The 13924-nt window shown below is 54.0% G+C and carries 12 protein-coding genes; 6 read left to right on the top strand and 6 right to left on the bottom strand.

All coding sequences use genetic code 11. The features are described from left to right. Window positions 1–175: 175 nt before the first annotated feature. The 3 genes from DPEP_RS07925 to DPEP_RS07915 are packed head-to-tail and all read left to right on the top strand — an operon-like array spanning window position 176 to window position 2790. Entirely contained in the window at window positions 176–1483 is a 1308-nt protein-coding gene (locus DPEP_RS07925; RefSeq protein ID WP_005661099.1) for a M20/M25/M40 family metallo-hydrolase, read from the top strand. A gap of 40 nt (window positions 1484–1523) precedes the next feature. Next, window positions 1524–2342: a DUF3100 domain-containing protein gene (locus tag DPEP_RS07920; protein WP_005661098.1), complete on the top strand. Its 819-nt coding sequence runs from the start codon at window positions 1524–1526 to the stop codon at window positions 2340–2342. 1 nt (window position 2343) lies between these two features. Then, entirely contained in the window at window positions 2344–2790 is a 447-nt protein-coding gene (locus DPEP_RS07915; RefSeq protein WP_005661096.1) for a hypothetical protein, read from the top strand. A 39-nt stretch (window positions 2791–2829) separates the two neighbouring features. Here DPEP_RS07915 and pepF read toward each other — a convergent pair whose 3' ends face one another. Together pepF and DPEP_RS07905 are read right to left on the bottom strand one after the other, a co-directional pair. Further along, window positions 2830–4632, bottom strand: a complete 1803-nt coding sequence (gene pepF / locus DPEP_RS07910; RefSeq protein WP_005661094.1) for an oligoendopeptidase F — start codon at window positions 4630–4632, stop codon at window positions 2830–2832. Between the two features lie 28 nt (window positions 4633–4660). Next, window positions 4661–6058, bottom strand: a complete 1398-nt coding sequence (locus DPEP_RS07905; protein ID WP_005661092.1) for a PQQ-binding-like beta-propeller repeat protein — start codon at window positions 6056–6058, stop codon at window positions 4661–4663. 192 nt (window positions 6059–6250) lie between these two features. Here DPEP_RS07905 and DPEP_RS07900 point away from each other — a divergent pair, with 192 nt between their 5' ends. The 3 genes from DPEP_RS07900 (at window position 6251) to DPEP_RS07890 (ending at window position 9856) form a co-directional block, all read left to right on the top strand. Then, entirely contained in the window at window positions 6251–7228 is a 978-nt protein-coding gene (locus DPEP_RS07900) for a TAXI family TRAP transporter solute-binding subunit (protein ID WP_005661090.1), read from the top strand. Between the two features lie 96 nt (window positions 7229–7324). Then, window positions 7325–9193, top strand: coding sequence for a TRAP transporter permease (locus DPEP_RS07895; protein WP_005661086.1), 1869 nt, complete (start codon window positions 7325–7327; stop codon window positions 9191–9193). Window positions 9194–9403: 210 nt separating this feature from the next. Beyond that, window positions 9404–9856, top strand: a complete 453-nt coding sequence (locus DPEP_RS07890) for an Hsp20 family protein (RefSeq protein ID WP_005661085.1) — start codon at window positions 9404–9406, stop codon at window positions 9854–9856. A 41-nt stretch (window positions 9857–9897) separates the two neighbouring features. Here the strand turns inward: DPEP_RS07890 and DPEP_RS07885 are convergent, their stop codons facing one another. The 4 genes from DPEP_RS07885 to DPEP_RS07870 all read right to left on the bottom strand — a co-directional run bounded on the left by DPEP_RS07885 (window position 9898) and on the right by DPEP_RS07870 (window position 13922). Continuing rightward, window positions 9898–10848: a 2-hydroxyacid dehydrogenase gene (locus DPEP_RS07885; RefSeq protein WP_005661082.1), complete on the bottom strand. Its 951-nt coding sequence runs from the start codon at window positions 10846–10848 to the stop codon at window positions 9898–9900. Further along, window positions 10845–11918 carry a butyrate kinase gene (buk, locus tag DPEP_RS07880; protein WP_005661081.1) on the bottom strand — a complete coding sequence of 358 codons (1074 nt, stop codon included), beginning with the start codon at window positions 11916–11918 and terminating at the stop codon, window positions 10845–10847. Before buk ends, DPEP_RS07885 begins: the two co-directional genes overlap by 4 nt. Window positions 11919–11988: 70 nt before the next feature. After that, window positions 11989–12918 (bottom strand): bifunctional enoyl-CoA hydratase/phosphate acetyltransferase, encoded by a 930-nt coding sequence (locus DPEP_RS07875; RefSeq protein WP_005661078.1) that lies wholly within the window; start codon window positions 12916–12918, stop codon window positions 11989–11991. A 110-nt stretch (window positions 12919–13028) separates the two neighbouring features. Then, window positions 13029–13922 (bottom strand): bifunctional enoyl-CoA hydratase/phosphate acetyltransferase, encoded by an 894-nt coding sequence (locus tag DPEP_RS07870; RefSeq protein ID WP_005661076.1) that lies wholly within the window; start codon window positions 13920–13922, stop codon window positions 13029–13031. Between the last annotated feature and the right edge of the window lie 2 nt (window positions 13923–13924).

Below are 13924 nucleotides of genomic sequence, written 5' to 3'. Positions count from 1 at the left end.
TCGATTATTGAAGTTCTTGAGGTCTACTATAAAAAAACAAAATCTCCCTTTACATTAGCGACAAAATCGACTAGTTTTTCAGCCTTTTATGGATACACCTTCGCTTCAGTGTGCTATAGTATTGCACGTCGACGCAGAAAAGCCAGAGCCTGCGAGAAAAAAGGAGGGATCTCTCTTGGAACTGAAATCCATAAAAAGATCGATATGCGAAGCTATAGACAGTGGTGCAGAGAAAGTCATATCCCTGGCAAGGGACATAGAGATGGAACCGGAGCTGGGATTCAAAGAATACAAGACCTCCGTCAAGGTGACCGATTTCATGAGAGGGCTGAACCTAAACCCGATGGAAAGGCTGGCCGGAACCGGGGTAAAAGCCAAACTCAAGAAAGACTCCTCAGGACCCAACGTAGCCGTTTTAGGGGAATTGGACGGAATAATCTGTTCCGACAGCCCTAAGGCGAACCGGGAGACCGGCGCCAGCCACACCTGCGGGCATCATCTTCAGATAGGTACCCTTATGGCCATAGCCTCCGGTTTCGCCGGATCCGACGTGCCCCGACATCTAGGTGGTAACGTCACCTTCTTCGCAGTCCCCGCCGAAGAGTTCATCGAGATAGGCGAAAGAAGCGACATGAGAGCCAGAGGGGAAATAGGCTTTCTAGGAGGCAAGCAGGAACTTATCAGGATAGGAGCATTCGACGATATAGACATGGCCATGATGGTCCATGCCGGAACGGATATGCCCGAGCCCTCCGTCGGAATAGGAGAGACCGGAAACGGCTTCGTGGCCAAGACGATAAGATACCTGGGAAAGGCCACCCACGCCGCCGCCGCTCCCGACGAGGGCATAAACGCCCTCAACGCCGCGGTGCTGGGAATAAACGGAGCTCACGCCATGAGAGAGACCTTCAGAGACGACGACCACGTCAGGCTCCATTTCATTATCACCAAGGGAGGAGACACCGTCAACAGCGTCCCGGCGGACGTTCGCATGGAAGCCTACGTAAGAGGCAAGACGTTGAAGAGCATAGACGACACTCACGGAAAGTTCGACAGAGCCCTGAGGGCCGGAGGCGACGCTGTAGGAGCCCAGACCGAGATAAACACAATACCGGGATACCTACCCCTGGCCTGCGACCACAGACTTAACGACATATTCGCTCGAAACGCCGGATCCGTCTTGCCCGATTCGAAAATCCTGAGGGTAGGTCACTTCAACGCTTCCACCGACATGGGAGACATATGCCACATAATGCCGGCCATACACCCCTACACAGGCGGAGTGTCCGGAGCTCTTCACTCCAAGGACTTTACCGTTCACGACTATCAGGCGGCGGTGATACTGCCAGCCAAGATAATGGCCATGACCATAGTCGATTTACTGGCAAACGGAGCTACGAAAGGGAGGGATCTACTGGACGGATATAGACCTTTGATGACCAAGCAGGAATATCTGGAAACGTTGCAGGGATACTTCTCCTGACGAAGGATCCCTGAGTGGAATCGATCGAGGAGGGACAAAGTTGAAGGACGGCATAAAGAACGTCAAAATCCACGTCATCGTGCTGATATTGGTCGTGGTAAGCGAATTTATAGGTATTCACTCTTTTAAGATAGGCCCAGGAACACTGGTACTGCTGCCGATGCTCTACGCTCTTATCATAGGCTCTCTCATGGGCCCCAAGTTTCTGAAGGCGGTCAAGCAAAAGGACATGGTCGACGCTGGAAGCCTAGTCGGAGTAACCTTGATGCTCCTGATGGCGAGATACGGCACCTTGGTAGGTCCGAACCTTCCTGCCATAATCAAGTCCGGTCCAGCCCTTATTCTTCAGGAGTTCGGCAACCTGGCGACCTTGATGCTGGGGATTCCCCTGGCCGTGTTCCTCGGGCTCAAAAGAGAGGCCATCGGAGCGGCCCACTCCGTGGCCAGAGAGCCTAACGTAGCCCTTATAGGGGATATCTACGGCCTGGACGGTCCGGAGGGACAGGGAGTCATGGGAGTATATATATGCGGCACCGTTTTCGGAACCATCTTCTACGGTTTGATGGCCACCACAGCCGCCGCCTATCTGCCCATCAGCCCCAAGGCACTGGCGATGGCGTCAGGCGTTGGAAGCGCCAGCATGATGACCGCGTCTGTAGGATCTCTGTCGGCCATGTTCCCCGACATAGCCGGAGAACTACAGGCATTAGGAGCGGCAAGCAACATGCTCTCCGGACTGGACGGACTCTATATGTCCCTCTGGATGGCACTCCCCATGTCGGAATGGCTGTACAGGGCAACCTATAAAGTCAAATACGGAACTGCTCCGGAACGATTCGTCAGGAAGGGGGACGAATAGGATGAAGATCTCCGAAACCATAGCTGTATTGCTAATAGTTGCCGTAATGAGCCTCGTCGGCAACCTGGTAGGCTTCCACAACGGCATAATCGAATCCCTCCCGGGAATGATATTTCTTTTAGCCCTTTGCGTAGCGGGAGTGATAATGAGAAACGTCGTCCCGGGAAATATACCCAACGTGGCCTGGATCGTCCTGATAGGCTGCATCGTGACATACCCCGGATTCCCTGGTTCGGCCCAGCTCAGCGCCTGGGTAGGCAAGGTCAGTTTTCTGTCCCTGACGACCCCCATTCTGGCCTATGCCGGACTATCCATCGGCAAGGACCTGGACATGCTGAAGAAAACCGGCTGGCGGATCGTAGTTGTCGCCATATTCGTCTTCGTGGGAACATATATCGGATCGGCTCTCATAGCCCAGGGAGTTCTCTCCGCCACCGGACAACTTTAAAGAATAGGCCCGTTCGAGGAAAACTCGAACGGGCCTATCTTATCCCGTAATCTCCCTTAATTCCTCTATTTTCTCTCCAAAAAGCCTCAAGGCCGAACGGACAGGATCGGGGCTGGTCATATCAACTCCGGCCCCTCTTAGCAGATCTATGGAACTCTTGGAGCTTCCGCCCTTCAAAAAATCTATGTATCTATCTCGCGCCGATTCTCCTCCGGTAAGGATCCCCTCGGCCAAGGCGGTGGCCGCCGAATAGCCAGTAGCGTACTGATATACGTAGAAGGGAGAGTAAAAGTGAGGGATTCTGGCCCACTCGACCTCTATCCCCTTGTCCACCACTATATCGGGGCCGTAATAATCCCTGTTTAGATCCCCCCAGATGGAAGACAAAATCTCCGGCGTCAAGGGGGTCCCTTCCTCCGCCATGCCGTGTACCTTCAGCTCGAACTCGGCGAACATAGTCTGCCTGAACACCGTCGTGCGAACCTGTTCCAGGTAATAGTTCAAGAGGAAAGGCCTATCCTTAGGCCTGTTCTCCAACATATGCTCCATAAGCAACACCTCGTTGGTGGTGGAGGCTACCTCGGCGACGAATATGGTGTAATCGCCGTAAACAGGGGGCTGGAACTTATGGGAGTGCCAGGAATGCAGGGCATGCCCCATCTCGTGAGCAAGGGTGAACACGTCCCTTAGGGTGCCGTTGTAGTTGAGCAACACGAAGGGGTTGGTCCCGTAACTACCCCAGGAATAAGCTCCCTTTCTCTTCCCCTGGCTCTCGTAGACATCTACCCATCGTCCATCGAACCCCTCTTTCAAAACGTCCAGATAGCCATCCCCCAAAGGAGACAGCCCGGCCAGCACCGTCTTCTTGGCGTCTTCCCAGGATATATCCTCCTCCGGTTCCTCCACTATGGGAACGTAAAGGTCGTACATATGAAGCTCGTCCAACCCTAGAGAGCTCTTTCGCAGCGATACATAGTCGTGCAACAGAGGCAGCCCCTCTCTGACGGCCTTTATGAGATTATCGTAAACCGACAGGGGAATATCGCCCCCGTCCAACGCGGCCTCCCGACTCGATCCGTACCGGTGCACCCTGGCATCGAAGACGCTCTCCTTGACGGCAGATCCGAACGAGGCAGCCAAGGTATTTCGAAAGCTCTCGTAGGTATCGTGGATCCCCTTAAAGGCCCTCTCCCTGACGGGACGGTCCTTGGACCTTATAAGACGATAATAGCGCTCCTCCGAAAGCTCGACGGCCTCCCCCCTCTCGTCCCGGATCGAGGGAAATTTCATATCTCCGTTGGTGAGCATCGAGAAGATAAGCTCCGGAGCATTGGCTATCTCGCCCATTCCCGAGAGGAGTTCCTCCTCCCTGGCGCTCAACACGTGAGCCTTCTTACGGATTATCTGTTCTATATGGTATCTGTACATCTCCAACTCGGGCAAGTCGTCGAAAAACGAGGCAAGTCTCGACTCCTCGATCCCGAGGATCTCGGGAAGCACGTAAGCCAACGCGGTAGAGACCCTGACGTTGAGTGCCATAGCCCTATCGGCCATGGCTTTCGCCTCTCCATCGGATGCATCCTCGTGGCTTTTCATCGTGGCATAGACGAAAACCCTTCCCAGCTCCAGGCTAACTCTATCTATCTCCTTAAGACACCCCAAAAGACAGGACGCCCCGTCTCCCAACTTCCCTGAGAACGATTCCAGAGTATCTACAGACTCAAAGACCTCTCGCCAAGCGTTTTCCCACTCCTCGATTCCACCGTATATAGAGCTCAAATCCCACTTATAACTTTCGTCTATCTCCGACCTGACCGGGATAGACCTGCTATCGGATGCCATTCGATCAACTCCTTAAAAAAATCCGCCATCAGGATAGACCGGATATCCTAAGGACCTCCGGTTCTCCTCTACGTTCGTCGAAAGCAACCACCCGGCCGTTGCCGAGATCGGCCACATACACAGTACCGTCTCTGATCGCCACGTCCGACGGAGAGAAAAGCCTCTGCCATCTTCTGTCACCGTATACGGTCGAGACCTCCATAGATCTTACGTCCAGGGCCCTAATCCTGTCGTTGTAGCTATCGGCTATATAAAGGGAGCCTCCGGATAGACACATCCCCAACGGCCTCTGTAGTAAGGCTTTCGAGGCGATTCCGTCCCTACATCCGTAAAGAGAGGGTCCCTCCCCTATCAAGGTCGTAACTTTTCCCGTAGAGGGATCGATACACCTTATAGAGGAAGATCCGCTATCGCTGAAGAAAAGCAAATTACCGTAGGACAGCAATACCTCCGGTTGTCCCATCGTCGCCGTGAGAGGAGGACCGTCGTCCATCCCTCCTCCTCCGTTTCCCGCGAAGGGTCTCGCCCCTCCTCCTGACATGGACTGAACCCAGATCTGCCTCGTGCCGGGGGATGCCAGATATAACATATCGTCACGGCAAACCACGTCTCTGACCGCTCCGAAAGATCTGGGGCCTACCAGATTGGTCTTTGAAGACTTCCCCGAATATGAGGCAACCTCCCTTCCGTTTCGATCGAAAATCCTAACGGACTCGGACCCTCTGTCGGCGACGTAAATTTTTTCAGAATCAAGCGAAAACCCAGTCGGACAGGATCTAAATCCGGGACGGTCCATAGGAATAGACCTTTTGAGCACCGCCGATCTTCCATCGAAATCCAGCTGAGCTAAAAGAAGCCTTTTCTCCCTGCCGTCCAACACGGCCAAGGTATCTCCCTCTACGGCCAGACGTAAGGGCAAAAAACTCCGCCCGCTCCAGACAAACCTCTGCTGTGCCCCGGGACGAAGATCGCCTGTTGCCCTAGCTGTTCTCCCCATGGATTTTAAAACGGGACGGACCAACTCGGGAGGCAATATCCCCTCCCTGGCCCAGGTCAAAGCACCGGTGGGATCCACCACCACAGTTGAGGGCCACCTATTAATGAGGTAGGCCTTCCTTATGGTCTTCCTGGAATCGTCGTAAACCGGAAAATCTATGCCTGCGCAATCGAGGATGGACAGAATTCGACGAGACTCCTTTTCGGCAGGAAAACGGGGACAATGGATCCCTATCAGATCAATGGCATCCCTGTCCTCCTCTCTGAGCCTCATCAGTCCGTCCACGACGGAGAGATCGTCATCGCTCATGGCATTAAAAAAAACCAATACCGTGACTCTTCCGACGCCGGGCAACCTGATCGAGGTTCCATCGACTAGCCTATCGGGTAAATCCGGAGCCGGGACGGCTCCTCCGTAGATCGTGACCATATGGCACCTCCTGTACTCCCGGGATTATACAACCTAATCAAGCACACCTCGATTAGTATACCAAATACAAAAAACAAACTTCACCCCTTGGAATTGACAGGGAGACAAGGCTTAGAGTATAGTAAACTAGTGTACATATATAGCGTCCCTCAGGGGAAGGATTGGAACGAAACATTCTAAGGAGGGGATAAGATGAAAAAAGTTCTTTTAGCGTTGATGGCTCTCGCACTGATGGTGGGCACGGTAGGAACAGCCATGGCGGAGGATCCAGCACAGCTCAGGTTCATGGCAGGACCTCCCGGGGGAAACTGGTTTGCCCTAGGTGGATCTCTTTCCGATATGTGGAGCAAGAACGGACTGCCAACCACCAGCGGAACCGGTGGCGGGGTCTCCAACATAGTCAACGCCGACAGGGGGAAGGGCGACATGGGCTTTTCGGTCACCTCGATGGTGGGAGCAGCCACCAAGGGCGGAGAACCTCCCTTCAATGATCCTCTCAGCAACGTGTCCGTATTGGCCAACCTTTACACCCAGTATACCTACTTCATCGTCCGGAAGGACTTCGCAGAGGAAAACGGAATAAAGACGGTGGGAGATATCGTCGCGAAGAAGCTGCCAGTCCGTTTCGCTACCTTGAAGCCTGGAACGTCTTCAGAATTCGTCATTCGCAACGTCTTCAGCAAGGGATACGGCATCAACTACCGTAAAGCCATAAACGACTGGGGAGGAAAGGTAGAATTCTCCTCCTATTCCGACGGCTCCAACCTTTTGGCGGACAATCATATCGACTGCTTCGCCTTCTCCGTAGGCAGAGTCGCCTCGGTGGTCATGCAGATAGAGAGCCAGACCGACATAGTCATTCTTCCGGTCGACGAAAAAGCCCGTCAGGCCATGACAGAAGCCTTCGGGACGGTATCCTTCACCATCGAGCCCGGCATATACAAGTCCGTAACCGAACCGGTGGAGACCATTGGAGACTACACCTGTGTCGTCGTTAGAAACGACCTATCCGACGATCTGACCTACAAGCTCGCCGAACTGATATGGCAGAACAAGGAAACTCTCGCAAAGAGTGTCAAGGATATGCAGGAGCTCAGCCCCGAATCGGCGGTTCCAGCAGCAGTTCCCGCTCACCCTGGCGCCGCTAAGTTCTGGAAAAGCGTCCAGTAAAGAGAGATACAAACCGATACGAGATCGCGGGTGACAACAGTCGCCCGCCTTTTTGTTTGACAGAGACACATCCCCTTAAGGAGAGTTGATTTCAATATGAGAAAACTGCAAGGGACCACGGCCAAGCTGTTCTACCTTTACGTCTTGGCCATGGGTTTTTTCCACCTCTACACCGCTCTCTTCGGAACCTACGAAGCCTATCTTCAGCGAGCCATACATCTGACCTGGGTCCTGCCTATGGCGTTCATCCTCTATCCTATAGGAGGCAAAAAAGAGGGCCAGGAATTGACCGATAACTCCATACCATGGTACGACTGGATCCTTGCCGCAGCTTCCCTGGCACCGGGAATCTACATCATGGCAAACTACACCGACATAACCTACAGAATGGCACAGGTCGACCCAGTCACCACGGCACAGCTTATATTGGGGTCCCTGTTGACGGTGCTGTTGCTGGAGGCCACCAGGAGGGTGGTCGGACTGCCACTGGCGCTCATCGCCGCCTTCTTCACCGCCTATATGTACTACGGGAATTACATGCCGGGCATAATGAAGGGACTTTCTTTCTCTTTCCACGAGGTCATAGAGCAGATTTATCTCATCGACGAGGGAATATTCTCGATACCCCTGGGCGTCTCCGCCACTTTCGTCATGATATTCCTCATCTTCGGAGGATTCCTGGAAAAAAGCGGCGTCGGAGCCTATTTCATGGAGTTCGCTCAGGCATTTACCGGAACCTCCCCGGGAGGACCGGCCAAGATAGCGGTAGTAAGCTCGGCTCTCTTCGGGTCCATTTCCGGAGCTGCCGTAGCTAACGTCTACGGCACGGGGACCTTCACGATCCCCCTCATGAAGAGAATCGGCTATCCGCCGTTTTTCGCAGGAGCGGTAGAGGCGGTAGCCAGCACCGGAGGACAGATAATGCCTCCCATCATGGGGGCCGGAGCCTTCATAATGGCCTCCTTCCTTGGGGAACAGTTCCGCACGATAATGATAGCGGCGGTCCTTCCGGCCCTGCTCTACTACTCTGCGGTTCTGCTTATGGTCCATCTGGGAGCCCTTAAAAACAACTTGAAGGGGCTTTCTCCCGAGGATCTTCCGGACAAAAAAGTCGTCATCAAGAAGCTGTACATGATGTCTCCTATAGCCGTGTTAATCTACCTGCTATTAACTGGCTACACTCCCATGCTGGCCGCGGTGATAGGCATAGGAGCGGCCTGGCTCGTCTCGATGCCCAACAAAGAGACCCGGATGGGACCCAAGGCGATCCTGGACGCTGTCTACACCGGAGCCAAGAACATACCGGTGGTCTGCATCGCCTGCGCCGCCGCCGGACTGGTGGTCGGATCGGTATCGCTGACCGGGATAGGATTCAAGTTCGTAGGGCTGGTATTCTCCCTCGCCAACGGAGCACCCTTCATAGCCCTCATCCTTATAGCACTGGTATCGTTGGTTCTCGGCATGGGACTTCCCACCACCAGCGCCTATATACTCGGCGCGGCCCTGGGGGTTCCGGCCCTGGCTAAGCTGGGATTCGACCCTCTGGCAGCCCATATGTTCGTGTTCTATTTCGCCATAGTATCGAACATAACCCCTCCGGTAGCTCTGGCCGCCTATGCTGCGAGCTCCATAGCTGACGCAAGCCCCAACAAAACGGGCTTCCAGGCTATGAAACTGGGGATATTGGCCTTCATCATCCCCTTCGCATTCTGCTACGACCAGGGGTTGCTGCTCTCCGCAGGATTGACTAACAACGTGATCTCCGTCCTGGGAGGGATAGGAGCTCTGTTCTCCATGGGGTACTCAATGTTGGCCTACACCAACCACAGGATCCACCAGTGGCAGAGAGCGGTATTCCTCGTTGTGGGAGTTGCCTGTTTATGGCCTATGTTTACAGTGAAAATTGCCGGGGTTATCGCTACCATCGTATTCGGATGGCTATGGAGAGCAAAAATTATTAACTGAGCTAACCACAAAATCGTAAAAACAGGAGGAACCAGGTGGTTCCTCCTGTTTTTTTGCGAAAAAAGCTCAAAACAAAAAATAAGACATCCTGTCTCTCCCTAAACCTAAATATAAAGCCCAGATCGGTCTTGCCTGACTAATGCTGACGTATATAATAGAAGCACAGATCAAGATCAACTAAGGTCAAATAATTTTATGGAGGTGGATCATATGAGACGGTATTTGGTTCCTCGTAACACGGGAAGTTCTGTCATGGATCCCTTTTCCTTCATGGACAATGCGATGAGGACGATGTTCAGGGATTTCGGCGAGACATTCAGGGGAGAGGAGAACAGATCACTGGCCCCTAACATGGACCTTTATAGAAAGGAAGGAAAGATCACGTTGGTGATGGACCTTCCGGGAATCTCAAAAGAGGACATCGACCTCAAGGTCTATAAGGACAGAATCGAGGTCAGGGCACAGAGAAAGGAATGCTGCAACGACGAAGAGGACTGTCTTCACAGCGAGAGGTTCTACGGATCCCTTGCCAGAATGATAACTCTTCCGACCGAGATAGACTGCGATTCCGTGCAGGCAAGCTACACCGACGGAGTTCTCAAAATAGAGGTCGACGAGCTTAAGACTGGCGGAGAGGGAAAGACAATAGCGATAGAGGGATAGGAAATATAGAGCCGGGAGCATCTGCTCCCGGCTCGGCTTTTTCAGTAAACCAGATTTCTAGGGCTACCAGAGATCCAGGCGAAGACATTATCGAACGCCATAATAGCCCTCTTCTCCAACGCCTCAGGAGTGGCAAAGGCCACGTGAGGAGTAAGAACGCAGTTGGGAGCTTTCAGCAGGGGATAATCCTTAGGGATAGGTGGCTCCATGTCGAACACGTCTATTCCGGCTCCGGAGAGCCTCCCCGAGGTTAGGGCCTCGGCCAATCGGTCGTTATCGACTATAGGACCTCTGGCGGTATTGATCAGTATTGCCGAGGGCTTCATCATAGCCAATTTTTCCTCTCCGATCAAACCGACGGTCTCGTCGTTGCATGGAACGTGAATCGACACGATATCGCTGGAGACCATAAGTTCTTCCAGGGTAACGTAGCTCACTCCCAACTCTTTGAGTTCGTCCCTCTCGGTTCGACTATAAGCCAGGACCGAGCACCCCAAAACGCGGAAGATCTTCGCTACTTTGCAGCCGATAGCCCCGGTACCGACGATCCCCACAGTCTTGCCGGCTATCTCGTTGCCCAGAAGCCCCGCTTTAGTTGAACCGTCACGGACTGCGCGATCGCAGGGTAGGATGTTTCTACATACCGCTACGGACAGCCCCAAGGCCAACTCCGCAACGGAATCGGTGGAATATCCGGCGCAGTTGGACACAGCTACGCCTCTTTCCGTGCAGACCTTCATATCGACGTGATCGTACCCGGTGAAGGCTACGGAGATCATCTTCAATGAATCGGCACCGGCTATGACCTCGCCGGGAAGGGGCATGTTGGCTATCATAGCCACATCCACGCCGGAAAGCCTGGATATATTTTCGTCTCGATCGTCAGACCTCGGGAAAGACGAAAAATCGTGTCCATCCTTCTTAAGCGAGGCTGCCAGCCTTTCCAGAGACTCTTCCGATATCCCCAGAGACTCGAGAAGAGCTATTTTCATCTCTCGTAAACCTTGGGAGATTCCTTACCGGACATAACCCTGTAGGCACCGTCGGCCAAAGCCTTCAGCTCGTCCTCACCGGGATATACCTTTACCGGAGCTATGAAGGCGACCCTGCGTCGAATCTCATCTACGAATACATCCGAGTAGGCCAGACCTCCAGTGAGCAATATGGCATCCACATCTCCCTCCAGGGAAGCGGCTCTGGAACCTATTTCCTTGGCCACCTGATAGGCCATGGTCCTGAAGACGAGACCGGCCTTCTCGTCTCCATCCTCCATCCTCCTCTGGACTTCCCGAAGATCGTTGGTACCCAGATGAGCCACTAGACCGCCCTTTCCGCTCAGTTTCTTGCGAAGATCCTTCTCCGTCATGGTTCCTCCGAAACAGAGCTTTACGAGCCCTCCGGTGGGAAGAGTTCCCGCCCTCTCCGGGGAGAAGGGGCCATCTCCGTCCAGGGCGTTATTGACGTCTATGACCCGACCTCCTCTGTGGGCTCCGACGGATATGCCTCCACCCATATGGGCGACCACGAAGGAACTGTCCTCGTAGGCTTTTCCCATCTCGTCCGCGGCGGTTCTGGCAATGGCCTTCTGGTTGAGGGCGTGAAAGATGGAACGACGCTCTATCTCGGGCAGACCGGACAGTCTGGCCTCGTCGACCAATTCATCGACCACGACAGGGTCCACGATGAAGGAGTTATCGGGGCAACCTGCCTCATCGGCTAGACGCCTGGCGAGGGCCGCCCCGAGATTGCTTGCGTGAGAACCGTATCTGGCCTCTTTCATGTCCTCCATCATGGCCTCATTAACCCTGTATGTACCACCGGGGATGGGTCGAAGAAGTCCTCCCCTTCCGACCACACCATCCAGGTCGGCGATTTCTGCGCCTCTCCCCTTCAAAGCCTTCTTGATCTCTTCAAGACGAAAATTCTCCTGAGCTTCGACCGACGGGAACCGACCTATGACGTCGGAGTCGTATCTCTGGGTGTCGTCCCAAAGCTGGGTTCCGTCCTCGAACAGAGCTATCTTGGTGCTGGTAGAACCGGGATTGATAGCCAACAGTAGCATCAGATAATACCTCCCTACATCGAGAAAAGGGGCCGACTGGCGGCCCCTCAACGATAGTTATTACGATCGACTACTTGCCGAAATCCGCATGAACCACGGCGGCGGCGATGGACATCAGCTTGGCTCTGGGCGAGTCGGCCCTGCTGGTGAGGATGATGGGAGCGGCAGCTCCCAGGATCATTCCGGCGGTTTCGTTCTCCGAGAAGTAGACGATCGCCTTGGCCAGCATGTTGCCCGCATCTATGTTGGGAACCAGGAACACATCGGCCTTGCCGGCCACAGGAGAGGAGATGCCCTTCGTCTTGGCCGACTCCTCGCTCACAGCGTTGTCCAGGGCAAAAGGACCGTCGACGATGCAGTTCTTGATCTGACCTCTGGCGTTCATCTGAGCCAAAGCGGAGGCGTCCAGGGTGGCTGGCATATCGGGATTTACCACCTCTACCGCGGCGAGAACCGCAACCTTGGGGCACTCCACTCCGAAGGCCCTGGCGAGGTTGACCGTGTTCTGAACGATCTGAGCTTTCTGGGAGAGGTCGGGATACATATTGAAGGCCGCGTCGGTGATGAAGAATATGCGGTCGAATCCCTTTACCTGATGGAAGTAACAGTGTGAGATGGTGTTCTTTCCTCTGCGCAGCCCGACCTCTTTATTGAGCATACCGCGAAGGAAATGGTTCGTGTGGATCTGTCCCTTCATGTAGACATCGGCCTTGCCGGAGGAAACGAGCTTTACCGCCTCGAGGGCTATCTCCGGTTCGCTACAGGCATCGACGATCTCATAGTTTGCCACGTCGACTCCGACCTTTTCGGCCGCCGCCTTTATAGCTTTCTCGTCTCCCACCAGATAGAAATCGGCTATGCCGGAAACCCTGGCTTCTTCCAGCGCGGTCAGAAGACCGGTATCGTCGGCCTTGGCCACGCTGATCTTTTTCTTGCCCTTCTCCGCACCGATTTTCTTGGCGTACTCCAACAAGGCACTCAACGAACGAAGCTGTTCCATGAGAAAAAAAGCCCCCTCTGAAATATTTGATATGACGTCTCTCTGCCCCACATTCAGGACCTAACGAGAGACTAAACCTCCATACATTATACACCGTATCGAGAGATTCTTCAGGAAATCGCGGCTCCTAAAGCGATGGAAAGAAGCTTGGTATCCATGGAGTCGAAACGGCTGGTCATAACGATAGGACGCCTGGCTCCCAGTATGACCCCTGCCGTCCTGCAACCGGCCAGAAACATGGCGGTCTTTCCAACCAGATTCCCCGCCTCTATGTCGGGTACGACCAGCAGATCGGCCTTTCCAGCCACGGGAGAATCGATCTTCTTTATCGCGGCAGCCTCGGGGCTCACCGCGTTATCCAGAGCCAGAGGCCCGTCGACGAGACATCCCTCGATCTGTCCTCTGGCGGCCATCATTGTAAGGGAGGCAGCGTCTATGGTGGCCGTCATATCCGGATTAACCGACTCGACAGCGGCAAGCACCGCCACCTTCGGGCACTCGACCCCGAGAGAATGATAGCATCCTACGGCGTTCTTTATGATTTCCGCCTTAGCGCTGAGATTCGGGTACATGTTCATCCCGCCGTCGGTTATACCTAAAACCCTGCCCAACGGTGGAACCTCTACGAATACCAGGTGGGACAACAGAGCTCCGGACCGAAGTCCCCATTCCTTGTTCAATACCGCCTTAAGCAAAGTGGCGGTCTTGACCAGTCCCTTCATGAGGAGATCGGCCTTCCCGGAAGAGACCAGCTTAACCGTCCTCTCCGTGGCAGAATAATCGTCACATTCCTCCACGATCTCGAAACCGTCCAGAGAAAGCCCAAGCTCGGAAGCCTTGGCCCTTATCCTATCGGAATCGCCCACGAGGATCGCCTGGACCAAACCTCTCTTTTGGGCCTCACAGACGGCCTCCAAAGTGTCCTCTCCATAAGGACAGGCCACGGCGATCTTCTTCACTCCCGAATCGGTACAAGCGTCGAATAAAAAATCCAGATTTTTCACGA

This window comes from Dethiosulfovibrio peptidovorans DSM 11002 (assembly GCF_000172975.1).
GTDB lineage: Bacteria > Synergistota > Synergistia > Synergistales > Dethiosulfovibrionaceae > Dethiosulfovibrio > Dethiosulfovibrio peptidovorans.
The sequence above is the reverse complement of the archived record's forward strand: the minus strand, read 5'-3'. Positions and strand labels throughout refer to the sequence as shown.

Bases quoted from the DNA above. Each gene is read 5' to 3' on its own strand.
- DPEP_RS07915 (WP_005661096.1), top strand. From the start codon at position 2,344: ATGAAGATCTCCGAAACCATAGCTGTATTGCTAATAGTTGCCGTAATG.
- pepF (WP_005661094.1), bottom strand. From the start codon at position 4,632: ATGGCATCCGATAGCAGGTCTATCCCGGTCAGGTCGGAGATAGACGAA.
- DPEP_RS07905 (WP_005661092.1), bottom strand. From the start codon at position 6,058: ATGGTCACGATCTACGGAGGAGCCGTCCCGGCTCCGGATTTACCCGAT.
- DPEP_RS07900 (WP_005661090.1), top strand. From the start codon at position 6,251: ATGAAAAAAGTTCTTTTAGCGTTGATGGCTCTCGCACTGATGGTGGGC.
- DPEP_RS07895 (WP_005661086.1), top strand. From the start codon at position 7,325: ATGAGAAAACTGCAAGGGACCACGGCCAAGCTGTTCTACCTTTACGTC.
- DPEP_RS07890 (WP_005661085.1), top strand. From the start codon at position 9,404: ATGAGACGGTATTTGGTTCCTCGTAACACGGGAAGTTCTGTCATGGAT.
- DPEP_RS07885 (WP_005661082.1), bottom strand. From the start codon at position 10,848: ATGAAAATAGCTCTTCTCGAGTCTCTGGGGATATCGGAAGAGTCTCTG.
- buk (WP_005661081.1), bottom strand. From the start codon at position 11,918: ATGCTACTGTTGGCTATCAATCCCGGTTCTACCAGCACCAAGATAGCT.
- DPEP_RS07875 (WP_005661078.1), bottom strand. From the start codon at position 12,918: ATGGAACAGCTTCGTTCGTTGAGTGCCTTGTTGGAGTACGCCAAGAAA.